The organism is Pseudomonas sp. Seg1 (genome assembly GCF_018326005.1).
Lineage (GTDB): Bacteria > Pseudomonadota > Gammaproteobacteria > Pseudomonadales > Pseudomonadaceae > Aquipseudomonas.
The window spans coordinates 3,136,557-3,153,002 of record NZ_AP021903.1 but is presented as its reverse complement, the minus strand read 5'-3'; the positions used below and the strand labels follow the sequence as shown (position 1 = coordinate 3,153,002).

14 protein-coding genes and 2 pseudogenes are annotated in these 16,446 nt (G+C 57.9%); 3 read left to right on the top strand and 13 right to left on the bottom strand.

Going from position 1 to position 16,446, the window contains the following annotated elements; all coding sequences use genetic code 11:
- Positions 1-318: 318 nt before the first annotated feature.
- The 3 genes and pseudogenes from KI231_RS13935 to KI231_RS13925 form a co-directional block, all read right to left on the bottom strand.
- Positions 319-699, bottom strand: a pseudogene (locus KI231_RS13935) (IS30 family transposase); the annotation flags it as partial.
- Between the two features lie 112 nt (positions 700-811).
- On the bottom strand, positions 812-1,252 hold the full coding sequence (locus KI231_RS13930; RefSeq protein ID WP_249412128.1) for a hypothetical protein: 441 nt from the start codon (positions 1,250-1,252) through the stop codon (positions 812-814).
- A 50-nt stretch (positions 1,253-1,302) separates the two neighbouring features.
- Positions 1,303-1,671: an antibiotic biosynthesis monooxygenase family protein gene (locus tag KI231_RS13925; RefSeq protein WP_213028617.1), complete on the bottom strand. Its 369-nt coding sequence runs from the start codon at positions 1,669-1,671 to the stop codon at positions 1,303-1,305.
- A gap of 97 nt (positions 1,672-1,768) precedes the next feature.
- Between KI231_RS13925 and KI231_RS13920 the strand changes: the two genes are divergently transcribed.
- Positions 1,769-2,233 (top strand): MarR family winged helix-turn-helix transcriptional regulator, encoded by a 465-nt coding sequence (locus KI231_RS13920; RefSeq protein ID WP_213028616.1) that lies wholly within the window; start codon positions 1,769-1,771, stop codon positions 2,231-2,233.
- A 126-nt stretch (positions 2,234-2,359) separates the two neighbouring features.
- Here KI231_RS13920 and KI231_RS13915 read toward each other — a convergent pair.
- From KI231_RS13915 to KI231_RS13875, 9 genes and pseudogenes are all read right to left on the bottom strand, one after another.
- Positions 2,360-2,587 (bottom strand): annotated as a pseudogene (locus KI231_RS13915) (hotdog fold domain-containing protein); the annotation flags it as partial.
- Positions 2,588-2,734: 147 nt separating this feature from the next.
- Entirely contained in the window at positions 2,735-4,081 is a 1,347-nt protein-coding gene (locus KI231_RS13910) for a glutamine synthetase family protein (RefSeq protein WP_213028615.1), read from the bottom strand.
- 22 nt (positions 4,082-4,103) lie between these two features.
- A complete protein-coding gene (locus KI231_RS13905) occupies positions 4,104-4,661 on the bottom strand; it encodes a helix-turn-helix domain-containing protein (RefSeq protein WP_213028614.1) in 558 nt (185 codons plus the stop codon).
- Between the two features lie 25 nt (positions 4,662-4,686).
- The gene (locus KI231_RS13900) at positions 4,687-5,976 is read right to left on the bottom strand and encodes an NAD(P)/FAD-dependent oxidoreductase (RefSeq protein ID WP_213028613.1); all 1,290 of its coding nucleotides are present in this window, start codon (positions 5,974-5,976) and stop codon (positions 4,687-4,689) included.
- An 837-nt stretch (positions 5,977-6,813) separates the two neighbouring features.
- Positions 6,814-7,536: a DUF4225 domain-containing protein gene (locus tag KI231_RS13895; RefSeq protein ID WP_249412127.1), complete on the bottom strand. Its 723-nt coding sequence runs from the start codon at positions 7,534-7,536 to the stop codon at positions 6,814-6,816.
- Positions 7,537-7,539: 3 nt separating this feature from the next.
- Positions 7,540-8,019, bottom strand: coding sequence for an Hcp family type VI secretion system effector (locus KI231_RS13890; RefSeq protein ID WP_213028612.1), 480 nt, complete (start codon positions 8,017-8,019; stop codon positions 7,540-7,542).
- Between the two features lie 286 nt (positions 8,020-8,305).
- Positions 8,306-10,603: a TonB-dependent receptor gene (locus KI231_RS13885; protein WP_213028611.1), complete on the bottom strand. Its 2,298-nt coding sequence runs from the start codon at positions 10,601-10,603 to the stop codon at positions 8,306-8,308.
- 104 nt (positions 10,604-10,707) lie between these two features.
- The gene (locus tag KI231_RS13880) at positions 10,708-11,826 is read right to left on the bottom strand and encodes an aryl-sulfate sulfotransferase (RefSeq protein ID WP_213028610.1); all 1,119 of its coding nucleotides are present in this window, start codon (positions 11,824-11,826) and stop codon (positions 10,708-10,710) included.
- 61 nt (positions 11,827-11,887) lie between these two features.
- The gene (locus KI231_RS13875; protein ID WP_213028609.1) at positions 11,888-12,871 is read right to left on the bottom strand and encodes an ABC transporter substrate-binding protein; all 984 of its coding nucleotides are present in this window, start codon (positions 12,869-12,871) and stop codon (positions 11,888-11,890) included.
- Positions 12,872-12,903: 32 nt separating this feature from the next.
- Between KI231_RS13875 and KI231_RS13870 the strand changes: the two genes are divergently transcribed.
- Positions 12,904-14,013: a GlxA family transcriptional regulator gene (locus tag KI231_RS13870; protein ID WP_213028608.1), complete on the top strand. Its 1,110-nt coding sequence runs from the start codon at positions 12,904-12,906 to the stop codon at positions 14,011-14,013.
- Here KI231_RS13870 and KI231_RS13865 read toward each other — a convergent pair whose 3' ends face one another.
- A complete protein-coding gene (locus KI231_RS13865; RefSeq protein ID WP_213028607.1) occupies positions 14,014-15,198 on the bottom strand; it encodes a DUF2252 family protein in 1,185 nt (394 codons plus the stop codon).
- Positions 15,199-15,426: 228 nt separating this feature from the next.
- Here KI231_RS13865 and KI231_RS13860 point away from each other — a divergent pair, with 228 nt between their 5' ends.
- Positions 15,427-16,398 (top strand): fimbrial protein, encoded by a 972-nt coding sequence (locus tag KI231_RS13860; protein WP_213028606.1) that lies wholly within the window; start codon positions 15,427-15,429, stop codon positions 16,396-16,398.
- Positions 16,399-16,446 lie beyond the last annotated feature (48 nt).

The window sequence follows — 16,446 nt, the reverse complement described above, 5'->3', positions numbered from 1 at the left end:
CCTGACTGTTATCAAGGAGCGTGCCAGGTTTTGTGAAGTGCCCGGCCGGCGGGAGCAGAGCGATAGTTGGGGATCATTCGGGGCGATTTTCAGCATTGAAATCAGAAGAAAGTGCGCAAGAAGTTGCGCAGTACTGCGCAACTTCTTGCGCACTTGACTGGAGAGCTTGTACTGATTGGGCTACAGAGGATTTACCCCTGAAATATTACGACATACTGCGCAACTTCTTGCGCAGTATGTTGATAGGCCACGCGAAGCATTTTATGGTTTATGGGCCGTGAAAATGTGAAGGCGAAATGACTGCTATCGGCTGTGGATTCAACCGGTGGACGCAACAGATTGGCTAAATCGTTCAGCGGGCGTTTCGTAGTTTAGTGTTTTTCGAGGGCGCTTATTTAGCTGCCTTGCTACTTCATTGAGTGTGGCTTGCGAGTGATCTGCAAGGTCAGTCCCTTTCGGGAAGTACTGCCTTAACAACCCGTTGGTGTTCTCATTCGATCCCCGTTGCCAAGGACGATGAGGATCGCAGAAGTAGACCTTTATGTCGGTAGCCACCGTAAAGCGCTTATGGTCAGCCATCTCTTTGCCACGATCCCACGTCAGCGATTTGTAGAGTTCTTGGGGTAAGTCGCGGGCGTTTTCGATCAGGGCGCTGATGACCGTCTCGCTATCCTTACCGACCAACTTCACCAGCATTACGTTTTATTCGTTCGTTGCCTTTCACGAAAGGCTGCTTCTGGCCGATAGCAGCCAGTCACGAATGGCAGGTTTCGGCCCAGCTTTTCAAGACAGACAGAAGCCAGTATTCAGCTTACCGTCTGTGAGGTGCAACCCGCAGCAGTCGGCCGCTGAGGCGCAGGCCGTCACGCATATTCAGCCCCATTAACGCGAGATTGGTGGCCCCTGCGATCAGTTCGATTACCTGTACGAAGTAAAAACGCGTATCGAAGCTTCCCGCCGACGCCCATTGGTTGAGCACAATGGCGCACGGCATCAGAACCAACAGTCCATTGGCGGCAATGAATGGCATGCGTTTCTTCTTCAAAGCGACCAGTCGTCCTTGTCGTTTTCGACTCATTAACACCCCACTTGCACCGGTCGCAATCATTGCCGGCACCAATATCCAAAGCCCGGGACTCACGATCAGGTGCTTGAGTGAGGCTATCGAGTGTCGGGATCCGATGAGCTCGACAAAAATGGTCGACAGAAAGAAGGTGGCGATGCACAGCAGTGCCAGCGTGCTGGAGACCAAATGTAATCGTCTTAGCATTTATCTAATACCGTCAGACAGTTGGTTAATACTCAGGCCGTGCAGATATTCGACACAGCTACTTTGGTGAACAGATGTGGCATGGCCAAGGCACTTGAGGGATACCGCGCCAACGCGTTGGCGAACTCTGGATGATTGAAAGCCTCGCGAAACCGCTCTACCGATTCCCATACGGCGTAATTCAAGAACATGTTGCTGCCACCGATGGCCTGATGGAGCTGCGTGGAGATGAAGCCGGCACGTTGTTTCATCCAGTTGGCATCCAGCTCCCATGCGCAAAGGAGATCAGGTACATCGTCTGCGTCGACAGTGAAAAGGTTGATCAATACCACTGGAGCTTCGCTGCACTGCAGCTGTTGAGTGATGGGGACGATCGGATCAAGGGGGCGAATAGAAAGCATGGCGACCTCTAACTTGTAATCATGATGACAGTTTGGGTTTCACGATCCAAACCTACTGCGATTGACATCATGGTGTCAACGTGGAAGGATTCGCGCCATGAAAAAGATAAACTACACCCCCGCAGGAAGTGCCACGAGCGATCTGGTTCTTGAGATCTTTCGTGCAAGTGCGCGTCTGCTTACTGCAGGCGATCGACTCGTCGCAGAGCTAGGTCTGACAAGCGCCCGCTGGCAACTACTGGGTACGATTGTGTACGCCGAACGAGCACAACCGGTTTCATGGATTGCTCGCGACATGGGGGCGAATCGGCAAAACGTTCAGCGGATCGTCAACGATCTGGTGAAGGATGGACTGCTGGAGTTTCAGCCGAACCCACACCACCGCAGGGCGCAGTTGGTTGTCCTGACTGAAGCTGGAAGAGAAGCATTCGATCTGGCGATGAAGCTTCAGATGCCCTGGGTTAATGAGCTGGCGGAAGGATTGGACATCGATGCTATCCAGACTACCCATCAGGTTCTGAACCACCTGCGCAATAGGCTTGAAGAAGACCAGGCCGAATGACCCGGCCAGCGTCAGCATCATCCAGCTCGTCAAAAGCTCAGGCAAAAAAAAGACCGGGTCAGCTTGTAAACGGTGGTTCATGGACGTCCGCTTCTGGCCGAAAACAGGCATTCACGAAAGGCCGTCCATGGCGTAACCCATGCCCACATCGGCCAGTGTTGCCAATACACCGCCATGCAACGTGCCGCGGCCATTGGCATGTCGCGAGTCGCGAGTCGCGAGTCGCGAGTCGGTCAATAATCCCAATTCCAGTTGCAGCCCGTTGCCCCTCGCGTAAATCGGGCCAAGCAAATCCAGCAACGGGCTGCTGCGGGTAAACGGGGTGAAACCCTCGGGAATCGCAGTGGCGTTCATAGTCCCTCCTTGTGCCGGCTACTGACCGGTGTCATTGACTTTAATAAGTCGACTCACTCGAGGGTTTATGAGTAATCGCGCCTTGGGACAAGCACTATACGTCTGCGGAATTGGCGGTGATAAACCGTGCTCCCTGAGGGGCTCCCATCACAAATACCAGCGATACTCCCGCGCACTGATCTCCTGCATGAACGCCAGATGATCCTGGCGTTTGTTCTCGCAATACACGTCGACAAACTCCGCACCCAGGCCTTCACGCAACTGCGCTTGATGCTGCATCGCCCTCACCGCTTCGAACATCTCCGTCGGGAATCCAATCCCGCTGTTGCGATCGTCATTGAGCGGCGCGATCGGCTCCTTGCCTGAAGCAAGTCCATGCTCCAACCCCACCAGAATCGCCGCCAACACCAGATACGGATTGGCATCCGCCCCGGCCAGTCGGTACTCGATGCGCAGGTTCTTTTCGTCCGACTCGGGAATGCGCAAACACGCATCGCGATCCTCAAACCCCCAACTCGCCTTGGTCGCCGTATTCACCGTGCCGCCCAAACGCCGCATCGCATTCTGGTTCGGGGCGAAGATCGGCATGCTGTGCGGCAACAATTCCAGGCACCCGGCGATGGCATGGCGCAGCGGCTGTTGCTGATTCGCCGCCAGTAAGTTATTGCCCTGCGCATCGTAAAGACTGACGTGCACGTGCATGCCACTGCCCGGATGCTGCAAGTACGGCTTGGCCATGAAACTGGCACGATAGCCGTGTTTGAGCGCAACGCCTCGGGTGCTGCGACAGAACAGCGCCGCCCAGTCGGCTGCGCGCAAACCGTCGTCGAGATGGCCGAAATTGATTTCGAATTGGCCGGGGCCCAACTCTGCGGTGATCACGGTGGCGTCGATGCCTTGAGCGCGGCTGGCCTCGACCATTTCATCCAGCACCGGCGCGAAGCGTGACAGGCGTTCGATGTGCAGGTTGGGCTGATCATCGGCATCGTCGGTCAGGTCGTCGCGGGGGAATTGCGGCAGGCCGTCGCGCAGTTTTTTGTCGAACAGGTAGAACTCCAGTTCAAAGGCCACGACCGGGTGAATGCCTTTGCGCGCCAGTCGGCTCAGCACTTGTGAGAGGACCTCGCGGGGTTCGAATTCGATGGGGTTTTCGGTGCCGTCGGAGGTGATCAGCATCTGCCCCAGCGGCTGGGCTTCCCAGGTCACCGGTTTCAGGGTGCCGGGCACCAGGCGGCGCACGGCGTCCGGATCGCCATCGTTGAAGCAGTAGTCGCCGATCTTGAACAAACCGCCCTGCACACCGAGCAATACGCAGTTTTGCGGCAGTTTGAGCACGCTGCCGGCGGCGACTTTTTCGAGCATGTCCACGGGGTAGCGCTTGCCGTAGAAGTGCCCCGGAATGTCCAGGCAAATCAGGTCGACATAACGCACCTCAGGGTAGCGTTGGCGAAACGCCCGTACTTCAGCGAGCAGGTCAGCGCAGACAGCGTCCATCGTGTTCATCCTTTGATTGTTATCAGGTGTAGACCCACAGCACGCGGGTGAGCTGGTCGGTGAGATTGCCGTAGCGGCAGCGGGTGTGGCTGTCGAACTGGAAGCTATCGCCAGCCTTGAGCGTCGCCGGTTCTTCGTCATCGCCCAGCCACAGGGTCAGTTCGCCTTCGAGCACGTAACCGCCCTGCTCCGAGCTGTCACTGATGTGCCGGTCACCGCTGCTCGCGCCTGCTTCCAGATGACTTTCGAGCATGGAAAACGAGGCGCGCATCTGCGGCGATACCAGGATGTCAGTGATGCCGTTGGCGTAATACAGCGTGCGACGCTCGTCCGGGCGCGTGACAAACGGCAATTCCTTGGCTTTGGGCAAACTGTAGAAATAGGTGGTCGGCACGCCGAAGGTTTCGCTGATCGCCGTCAGGTCGGCCACGGTGGGCCGCGACAAGCCGCGCTCGACTTGCGAGAGAAAACCCACCGAGCGACCGATCTTGTCGGCTAGCTCCTTGAGGGTCCACTTCTTATGCTTGCGCAGATCGTGGATCAGGATCGCCAGCGCAGCGATTTCTTCTTGCTTGTTCATGGCCGGGGTTCCGGAAAAGAATTCATCAGATGCTGTCTCGCAGGCGATACCAGGCTTTGCCGATGGCTTCGAGTGGTGCGGCGAGGTATTTGCCGCCGGGGAAGCTGCCATTACTCAGGCCCTGATACAACGCCAACTCATCGGCATTGCCGAGAATCGCATCGGACACGGCGCGAGCGGCGGCCAGTGTCGGCAGCACACCGTGGCCCGAGTAACCTTGCAGCCAGTAACGGTTGCCCGCGCCGCCGACATCCGGCGTGCGGTTCAGTGTCAGGTCGATGTGCCCGCCCCACGCAAACTGCACCTCGACGCCTTTGAGCTGCGGGAACACCCGTTCGAGAAACGGCCGGGTCGCCGCCACGATGTCCTTGGGCATGCCGCCCAGATAAGTGCAGCCACCGCCGAACAACAAACGGTTGTCCGGCGTGCGGCGGAAGTAATCGAGGACGAACTGGTTGTCGGTCACGCAGACATTGCTCGGCAACAGTGCGGTGGCTTGCTCTGAGGTGAGCGGCGCGGTGGCGACTTGATAGGTGCCCACCGGCAGAATGCAGCTGGACAGTTGCGGATCGAGTTCATCGAGATAGGCGTTGCAGGCGAGCACCAATACATCGGCCTTGATCGAACCGCGCTCGGTGTTGACCCGAAAACCTGCGCCCTCCTCCTGATAACTCAGTGCTTTGCTTTGCTCAAAGATGCAGCCACCGGCCCGTTCGATGGCAGCCGCCAGACCCAGTGCCAGTTTCAACGGATTGAGGTGCGCGCCTTCCGGGTCGTAAAGCCCTGCCTGATAGCGCTCGCTGGCGACCCATCGCGGCAGTTCTTCGCGCGGGATGAATTGCAACGCATCGTGGCCCCATTTGTGGCTCGCTTCGTGTTGCCATTCGGTCAGCAGACTGACTCGGCGCGGCATCACCGACGTCCATAGATGCCCCGGGCGATAGTCGCAGTCGAAAGCATGCCGCCCCGGCAGTTCACGCAGTTCGCGAGCCGCCCAGCGCATGCCGTCCCACAGCCGTTTAGCCCGCTCATGACCAAGCGCGGCTTCCAGCGGCGGCATATCACACGACCAGCCCAGAATCGCCTGCCCGCCATTGCGCCCCGAGGCCGCCCACGCCACCCGGCTGGCTTCCAGCAACGTTACCCGCTTGCCGGCCAACGCCAGGCGCAGCGCGGTGTGCAGCCCACTGAAACCGGCGCCAATGATCACCACGTCGGTATCGTGGTCACCGCTCAATGCAGGTCGATCGCGGAGGATGGCGGCGCAACTGTGGGCGTAATAGCTGTCGACATGGCGCTGGGATTGCTGAAACATTCGCGGCCTCATGAAATTTATTTCTTATAATTTCATGAAAATCTACAGAACAAATTTCATGCGGGCAACCCCCATGGGGGATTGTCATTCGTCATGCAGGAGTGGTCGGTGCTTCTGGGTTGCGGTGTGGCGTGGGACGGATTAGAGGTGAGATTACTTTCGTGAGAACCAGCGCCTTGGCTCTTCTCTACCTGGAAGAAAAAAGGCTTGAACAATGGCACTTACAAATGCGACCCACCGAATTATATAATCATTTTCGAAAATCTCTTTGGACGGCCTATATAAAAATAAATAACCATTGTGAGCCACGCTCATTTGGTTTATCACCCAAAGCATGAGCAATGCAAAAAACACCCAAAACCTTCCAACCGTAAGGTTGCGCCCTGAAATCCTTATCGAGATAGTGCGCAAACACCAGAAGCCTGCTATAGACACAAGTAAATACAGCACTAATATTAATCGATCAATTATCATTGTTTTTGACCTTGTGATGCAGGGTGTCCAATATTGCCGTAAATGTGAATCTACTTTCGGGGACGCCCGCCCCCGGGCTTTTCCTTGCTTGGAAGACAAAAGACCTGGAGGATAGAGCTTATAAATGCGACCCATCGAATTACGTAGTTATCCTCAATAATATTTTTGGAGGCTGGAACGAACAGAATATAACCATTCCGAGCCACATCTAACTGGATCATCCCCCAAAGCATGACCCATATAAGAAAAAACCAAAACCATCCAGCACTAAAATTTACTCCCGAAATATTTCTAGAGATTTTAAAAAAAATCACAAAGACAATCAGCGAAACCAGAAAATACAACACCGCTAGAAGTAGTGCGTTACTCATCGCGCTCCCGGACATCTAAATGCACGGATCTTATCGTTATGCCGTCCGAAATAACTTCAGTCGCCAATACCTTTTTGCTCACATTCTCATAACCGCGAACATAATCAGAATGCACATACCTAAACAACCGCCACGCATCCGGCTTCAATACCAGCCTGTCGAGGCCATATACCGAAAGCCCCAAGTCAACGGCCCCATAAGCCATATTCCCTTCAAATGCTCCGCCCCCAATCAATTTAGCGGTCTCTTGATAACCTTTTCTAACGGGCCCCTGTATATCCGACCGCCCCTCCCACAAGTTCCGCCCATTCTCATAAGTATTATTGGCCCCGTGAGCCATCAAAGGCGCGCCGACAAAAAGGCACAATGCACCGGCCGAGCCGTAGCAAATCCCCGCACCTGCTACGAATTGAAGTGCACCTGCAATTGCACCGACGCCTTTTCTAGCAATCTCCACCGACTGGCTTAACAGGCTGTTCTGCTCGTCTTTTATGGCTTTGAGGCCCTGCTCAGGACTTCTTTTTCCCTGCGCAACGTCATTGACAATGCCTCTGGCGTAATAAGAAACCTCGCGATTGAACTGGATGCGCAACGTGCCATCCTTAATGTGACGCGCACTTAACGTACAAGCTTGATTAGCCAGATTGGCAGCAGCATTACTGACCATCCAATAATCGCAACTCCCTGGCTTGCAGCTACTCTTCAGTGGGCTCATGGGTTATTCCCACCATGAACTGTAACCACTGGTTCCTGCCAGGTGATGAGTCCATATGATGTCTTGATATCGAATAGCAACGTGCTCTTGCGGTTCGACGTCATTCTGTAAAACCACATGGGGCATATCGAGTGTCAGGTCCGTGACCATGCCGCCCCTGATTTCTACCGTGTAAAACTTTTCCTGCAGGCCAAACGGCGATATTCGGTAGAAGTTGATAATGCAGTTTATTTCTTCTCTGCTTGAAAGCGCTTGAGCCAGTAAAGGCGATGACTTATCAACGTTTTTTGTGATGATGACGGGATTGTGCGTCGGCTTGTTAGCGTTTCCGATATTGGCCATGTTGTGGCTGTAAGACAGCACCATGATTTCGTCTTTATGTGCAGTCTGACACTTGTTGCCAATGGAGTCCTGGGTTGAACAACCCGATGAAATCAATCCTTGAGCCTTGCCTGTGATCTTCATATAACCGTGATTAGCCATACGTACCACTCCCTTTTATTTGCCGAACATCCTACACCAACGTTTTTTAGGCAAGTTGTAGGACGCTTCTGAAACAGCAAACAAAATATGTCACGACTAAGTTCTACGGAAAGTGAAAGATCCGACAGGCTATTGCTTAGTTACTGACGGAAGTTACGCACCTGCACTTCGACCCTGGCGGACTTTCTGCCCGGCAAGACCACCCGGGCACGTCATTCGATGCCCCGCCACAGCGCAGCATCGAATGACGTGCTCGGGTGTTTTCGCCGATCAGGGCGAACGACAATCAGAAGTCGTATCGCGCCGTCATGCCCAACGTTCGCGGCGTGCCGAGTACGCCGGTGTAGGCGCCGTTCGGTGAATTCCAGAGGGTGGTGTAGTAGGTTTTGTCGAAGGCGTTTTTCAGCCACAACGACACGTCCCACTGCCCCCGGCCCCAGTCGCCGCGCACACCGGTGGAAAGGTTCACCAGGCCGTAACCCGGTAACTGCGCCTCACGGGAATCATCCACGGTGCCGACCGCGTGCGAGCGCCACGCGTAGTTGCCGTTGACGTAGGGTTGCAGGCCATCGTCCAGATTCCACTGGTAACTGGCGCTGCTGTTGAAGATCCATTTCGACGCGCCCACCACCGCATGACCACTGAGGTCGCAAGATGCCGGCGCACCCGGACGCAACGCTACTTCGGCCGGGCAAGGTGCATCCTCGTAAGACAGATAACGCACGTCGTTCCACGAGCCGTTGAGGTTCAGAGTCAACCCTCGCAGCGGACGCCAACTGCTATCCACTTCCAGCCCGCGACTGCGCACCGAACCGGCGTTGGTCAGATAGCTGGTAAGGTTGACGTCATCGTAGGCGTTGGTCTGGTAACCATGTACTTCGGTCCAGAACAGGTTGGCATTGAGCACCAGGCGCTGGTCGAGCAGCGTGGTCTTGATCCCCAGTTCCATGTCGTTGGCCCGTTCGCTGCCAATCAACAAGGAATCGGCACCCGCGACCGGCGCACTGGCCACGCTGAGATTAACCCCGCCGGACTTTTCGCCGTGGGACAGCGAGGCATACGCCAGCACCTGATCGTTGACATGCCAGGCCAGGCTGGCCAGCGCCGAAGGGCTGAAGCTGTACAGGCTCAAATCACCGGAGTCGTAAGCACCGATCCGCCCCGCCCTCGCCGCCGCTGCGGCACCGCTGCCCGCCGCACCACCGACCGGTGCATTGCGCGTCACCTCGGCGAGTTTGCGTTCATAGGTGCCGCGCAGGCCCAGGCTGAAATCCAGTCGCGGGGTCAGGTGCCAGGTGCCTTGGGCGAATGTGGCGAAACTGTCGGTATCGACTTCACCGTGGCCGACGCTGGTGACGTTGTTCAGCGCACCTTGCGGCGTGCCATTCCAGGTATCGGCCAACGGGCCGTAGTCGGTGAACACGGTATTGCGCATTTCCTGACGGAAGTAATACCCGCCCAGGACGTAATCGAAACGCTCACCGATCGGCGAAGCCAGGCGAATCTCCTGAGAGTACTGCTTGTCCCGCGCCGACTGCCCGACGTTGTGCATGACATCGACGTTCAGCTCATCGTCGTTACGCGGGGTGAAATCCCACCAACGGTAGGCGCTGATCGAGGTCAGCGTGTAGTCACCGGGCAAATTCCAATTGGCTTCCAGCGACGTGCCGCCCTGAAACACTTTGACGCTCTGGTCGGCGTCCAGATTGACATGGCGCCCCTTCGCCAGCGTCGCGCCCACCGCCGCTGCGCGCTGCTCGTAACGGTTGACGCCATTGATCGTCGGCCCGGTGCTGAACAGTGAGCGAGTGCCGGCGCTCGAGTCTTCTTCGTGATAGTCGGCCAGCCAGCGCAGGTTGAAATCCTCGTTGGGCTGGAACAGCAGTTGCCCGCGTGCGCCCTGCCGCACGCCACCACCCAGCGTGTGGCCGTCGAAGTCGTTTTCCACGTAGCCATTTTCACGGGTTCGATAGGCGGCAATGCGTCCGGCCAGCGTGTCGTTGAGCGGGCCGGAAAAACTCGCCTGGGTTTGCGTGTAGCCATCCTCACCCACCGAAGTGGAGAGACTGCCCTGAGGGGTAAACGAAGGTCGCCGAGTGGTGATGTTCAACACGCCAGCAGTGGTGTTCTTGCCGAACAGCGTGCCTTGCGGGCCGCGCAGCAACTCGATCTGCTCGACATCCAGCAGATCGAACACAGCCATGCCGGGGCGACCGAGGTAGACGTTATCCAGATAGATCCCGGCGCTGCCCTCCAGTCCGTCACTGGCCGGGTTATTGCCCAGACCGCGAATCGACAGGCTCGATTGCCGTGCATGCATGAATGCGACGTTGACGCTGGGCATCGCCTGCTGCAAATCCTGCAGGCGATACAAGCGTTGTTCTTCAAGGGTTTGCGCGCCGAGCACGCTCATGGCCGTGGGTACTTGCTGGGCATCTTCGCTGCGACGGCGGGCCTCGACCGTCACCGGTTGCAGGACATCGGAATTGCTCGGCAGATTATTGGCCGCTGCGGGCAACATGGGCATCAGCGAACACAAGCCCAGTGCGCCCACTGAAAAATTGCGCGAATAAAGAAGAGTCATCGGTGGTTCCTGGAGCGGCTTCACGCCGCTCTTTGAAAGGAGTCGATACTTCGCTGCGCGTGGCTTGCGTGAGCGGAATCGTTGCGGTGGAAGTCGGCGCGTGATCAGTCACGCAGCCATGGCAGGTCTTCGCGCTGGTAGCGATGCGCGCGGAAGATCGCGTTGTTTTCGCCCGGCAAGTAATTGCGCGAAGGCGCATCGGGGTAGCTGGCGAAGAACGGATTGACGTATTCCCAGACCACTTCGCCTTGGTGTGTCACTTCGAATAAACGGCCGAAGTTGGCTTCAGTGATCAGCGTGTTGCCGTTTTGCAACCGCTGCGCGCCACCCATGAACGGGGTGTAAAAGGCATAACCCGGCGTGTCGGCGTACTGCCATTCGATGCGTTGCGTCGTCGGGTTGATTTCGACGATGCGCGAGTGCGGCATGCTGATGTGCGGGCGAAAGATGCCGTTGTCGAAAACCAGCACGTTGCCGTTGTCCAGCTCACTCGGGCAATGCTGCTGCGCGACCAGATCGTGGCCCAGACGCCACAGCACTTCACCGCTGCCACGTTGCACGGCGATCACCGAAGAAACGCTGCGCAGACTCAGGATCACCTTGCCGTCGCGGCCCGGCGTCACCGCATTGGTCATCGGCCAGTGGTGGCGCTCGAAGCACTCGTGCAGCGGATAGTCTTCAGGGCGCAGATGCTCCCAGCTGCGCCATTCCCAGACCACGTTGCCCTGGCGATCGACTTCCTTGACCACGTCGGCATAAATCACCCCGCCCGGCGCCTCGCTGCCGGGAATGCCGCCGACTACACGACGGGCCAATTCGGCACTCAACGGCTCAGCGGTGGTGTACAGCAGGTTGCCGTTGTCCAGCCATTGCGCGTCGTGGTGATGGAGCAGATCGGTGTGTTCCCAGACCACCTCGCCTTCAGGCGTAACTTCGCTGAACGCGCCGCCATGCCATACCGACCAGCCCGGGAACAGGTCCGGTGAATCAGGATGGTTGCCGTTGTAACCGAGGTTGCCGTTGCGCAGGATCACCGCGTCGCGGCCGGGGCGTTGCGGCAGTTTCCAGCGATGGACGATCTCGCCGTCAAGGTCGATCAAAAACACGTTGCCGTCCGCCGTTTGCGGGGCGAACAGCGTGTAGCCACCAGCGCTGCGGGCATGATCGACAGCGATCAGACCGGTTTTCTGGCGTTTGAGCGTGGTGCGTTCGAGGTTGGGCATGGTTTTTCTCCAGGCGTGTGAATCCCGGCCGACAGTCAAGCGGCAAGGTGAAGTCGTGGGGTTATTGCGGTGTTGGCAGCAAGGCGTTGAAACGGTCGTCGAAGATCTGCTCGACTTGCAGGGGTTTTGGAATCAGGCGCTCGGCAGCAAACATGTCCGCCAGTCGTTGTTGCGAGTTGATCACTGTCGGCTGAATCGGCACGTAGCGAAGGTCTTGATGCGCGAGCATCTCCTGCACCAGTTCGACAGGCAGGCGGGTGGTCTGGGCGAACACCTTGGCCCAGGCCTCAGGATGCGCGGTGGCCCAGGCTTGGGCGCGGGCCAGTCGAGCCAACAGATCGCCGACCTGCCCTGCTCGTTCAGGATCTGCCAGTGCGCGCTTGCTGGCGACGGTGAAATTCAGACCGGTTTCCGGCCAGCCACTGCCATCGACCAGAATCCGCGCACCACGCGAAGTGGCCTGGCCGACAAAGGGATACCACACCGCCCAAGCGTCGAGTTTGCCGCTGGCGAACGCATTTTGCGCATCCACCGGGCTGACGTAGGCGATGTTCACATCACGCGGGGTCAGGCCTGCCTGATGCAGCGCCGCCAGCAATAAATAATGGCCACTGCTGCCTTTGGCCACGGCGATGCGCAGGCCTTTGAGATCGGCCACGCTATGAACTTGAGAATCCTGCGGAACCAGCAGCGCGTTGTTGTTTTGCGCACCACTGGCCACGCCGATGATGCGCACATCGAAACCGCCCGCTTGGGCGAACACCGGCGGCGCATTGCCGACCACACCGGCGTCGATCGCTCCGGCACTCAGCGCTTCCAGCATCGTCGTTCCGGCCAGAAAGGGATGCCACGACAGCGGATACGCCAAATCCTTGTCCTCACCCGCCGCATGCAGCAACGCCTGAATCAGACCGCTCTGGTCGCCCATTTTCAATGGTTCGCTGGCAGCCGACACCGGATGCGCCAGTACCAACGCGGCGCAGCACAGCAACGCTTTGAACCGCGTCAGCAGTGGGTGCTTGGCAGCAGGAAGTTTTAGCGGCATTGTCGTGCCCTCATTTATGCATTGATTTCAGTATGTCGAGGCCCGCCGTGCCGCTCCATGCCAAACACCCCTCCTTTGCTGCCATCTCTGACACGCCGCCGTTGCCTGCGCGCACGGTGGTAGTGTTGGCGTTCGACGATCTGTTGCTGCTGAATGCGGCCGGGCCGCTTGAGGTGTTTGCCGCGTTACCGCGCGTGTTGGCCGGCGACTTTGCAACGAATCCGCCGTATCGGTTGCTGGTGGCCTCGCCGCAGGGTGGTCAGGTGATGTCGGTCTCGGGCATCACCGTCACCACCTGTTCGCTGGAGCAGGTCGATCAGATAGCGCCAGTGATCGATACGCTGATCGTCGCCGGTGGACCGGGCATGGCCGCCCTCGAGGCCGACCAACATGCCTGCGACTGGCTACGCAGCCGCGCCCCGCAAATCCGCCGTCTCTGCTCGATTGGCACCGGCACTTTTGCCCTCGCCGCTGCGGGCCTGCTCGATGGGCGCAAAGTGGTGACGCACTGGAAATTCGCCGATGAATTACAGGCGCGCTACCCGGCGCTGCACTGTCAGACCGAAGCGCTGTACCTGCACGACGGCAATCTCTGGACGTGCGGCGGTGCCACGGCGGGTATCGATCTGGCGCTCGGGCTGGTCGAACAGGATCTCGGCGCCCACGCCGCATTGGCGCTGGCTCGCTACTTCACCGTGTTCCTCTGGCGCAGCGCCGAACAGCCGCAGCTCAGCGCCTCGCTCAATGCGCAATCGAAGGCCTTGCGCACCGATCAGGATGTGCGTCTGGCCCGTCTGCACGGGTGGATTGCTGGAAATCTGAACGGTGATCTGCGGGTCGATCGGCTCGCCGAGCAGTTCGGCATGAGCCCGCGCCACTTTGCCCGCGCTTACGTCGCCGCCACCGGGGAAACGCCTGCTCAAGCGGTAGAGAACTTGCGCATGGAGGCGGCGAGCCGGCTGCTGAAAACCACCGATGAACCGATCAAGAGGATTGCCGAAACCGTGGGCTTTGGTCGCGAAGAGCGCATGCGCCGAGCGTTTCAAAAGCATTTCGGCATCAGTGCGCAGAGTTACCGCAACCAGGTCAAATCCACTGCGGTGCCTGCCCCGGGCATCACATTAGAGCGACTGGCCCAGTAATCAGTGCGCCAACGCATACCGGCGACAATGCTCCAGATACCCGCGCTCATGATTGCCGACCAACTGCACCACACTCGTCCAAAGCCACGACGGCGCGTCCAGGGTTTTCGAGCGGCAAGCTTGCAATTCGCCTATCCATGAGGCCCTCGTCGCCAAGTCCATCTGCCGTGCATGGGCCAGCCCCACGACCCGCGCCAGATAACCGGCCGCGAGCATCGCATCGCGTTGGCTCAACTGATCCAGTTCAAGCTTCATGTCCTGCGGCAGCAACTCGCGGACGAAAAATCCGTGATCGAGCATGCGTGTCGCGAGCATCCGATTGCCGAGCCCCGGTGATAACGAACGCGCACCTTCGACCACGCGTTTGCCGTTGTCCCTGGGCATGGTGACGCGGGCTGCACGTGGAGCGGCGGCACCGACGGCCTCTTTGACATCCAGCAGGCAATACTCCTGATCGTCACCCTCGCCCACACCGAGCAACACCGCATAACGCTGCAATCCCAGCGAGCTGCAACCTTTGACCCAATACGCCGAGTCGAGCATTTTTACCCGGTCGTCCTTCGACCGGCCCTTCAGTGAAGTCACCAGCGTGTGGATTTCCGGTGTGGCACACAGCGCCTTCAGCGCCGCACGCTCAGGCCGGGACAGTGTCCAGAATTGCTTGCCCAGCGGGATGGTCGGTTTGCTGTTCTCGATCCGTTCCGCAGCCAGATGCTTCCAGGTGCGCTGCACCGCACTGCGCATCCCGGCCTTGATCTGAGTCGGGCGCGGCGGCTCTTCATCCAGATCGCCTTCAAAGGCCTGCTCGTAGCCGCGCATCATCTCTTCAAGCATTCGTGCGGTCGCCACGCCGGGCAAATCCGAGCCGCGGGCGGCTGTGGCGAGCGACAGGGCCAAACGCACCAGATCATGCGCGGGATTGCCGATGACGGTCTGATCGAGGTCGCGGATATGAATGTCGATTTTCCCCTTCAGATCCCCTGTCGGCCCCAGATTGCCGGCATGGCAATCGCCACAGATCCACACCGCCGGACCTTTTGGCAGGCTGCGCCCCGGCTGGCTGTGCAGCCACTCGTAAAACTGCACGGTGCTGCCACGTACATAAGCGTGCGCCGAGCGGGCCATTTTCAGATTGCGCAGTTGCGACAGCGGTTCAAGGCGTGCGGAGGGCCGTGGGATTTTCATGGACGCTTCTTATCAGGAATGTGACCTGTTGACCGCCCGCCGCGCACAAATGTTTCAAAGTATTACAAGATCACTCACAGGCCGAATCTGCAGCAAGAAACTCTAGGAATCTTCTGACGGCCTCTGAATAACGCGCCTATCACTATCAGACGATTACTTATGAGTAAGGGAGCGATGACGCCAAAACGCCCTACTCATTGCCAGAAAACCCGAAGACTGGATTTCACCGTGAACAGAACCTACCGAATCATCACAACATTACTGCTCTTCCACTCTGCCGGGGCGGTCGCCAACTGCTATATCGATGACAATGGGCAGGCCGGCGACGGCAAGCCTCGCGTCATAAATTTCAGTGCGCCATCAACCCTGAATATTCCCGCCGATAGCAGCAGTCTGACCGTCCTTGATGTGACCACTTCGGGGTTGAACAAGCATATCCGACCGGTGTGTATCCCTGAGGAAAATTCCGGTTTCCAGTTGAATCCCGCATTGGGCTCTCAGCCCGCCACGGGCACAGTATTCACTTTGAGAAATACCGGACTGGACCTGAGGCTGAGAATAGAAGGCTTTAGCGCGTTCTTCTCCAAACTGGATCCGCAGCCGAGCTTCATCGCAAAGACCGGCATGCTGATAAAGGACGGGCCGTACCGCTTGTTTCTGATCAAAAACCGCACCATCGAACCGGGCACCACCATTCCCGCTGGCTTGCTCGGCACCTGGGTCACCAGCAGTGGCTATGTCATCGCCTCCTTCAATTTGCTCAATCCGATCAATGTCGTCGCCGCGTCCTGCACGGTGAACGACGTGAACGTCGCGATGGGCTATGACTACCAACTGCACCAACTGGAAAACGTCGGTGATACCACACCACCGGTCGCCTTCAAGATTCCTGTCGTCGGCTGCGACAAGAGCATCAATAAAATTCAGATTAGACTCAACGCCACCACCCCCATCGTCGACAAAGACACCGGCACCGTGGAGCTTGACCAATACTCCACCGCCAGAGGTATTGGCCTGAGAATCACCAACGGCTTGATGGGCAATATCCTGATGGATGAAACCTACCAGCTTGGCCGCTTCACCAGCGGCGCGGAAACCGCCGAGGCGAATTTCTTTGCGGCATACACCCGAATCCCGGGCGCGGAGTTTCGCGCCGGCAGCGCCAACACCAGTATCAATTTCGTCATGTCGTATTTATAGAACGGCACACTTTAGGAATCGTCTGATGTGGCCTCCGGCGACGCCCCG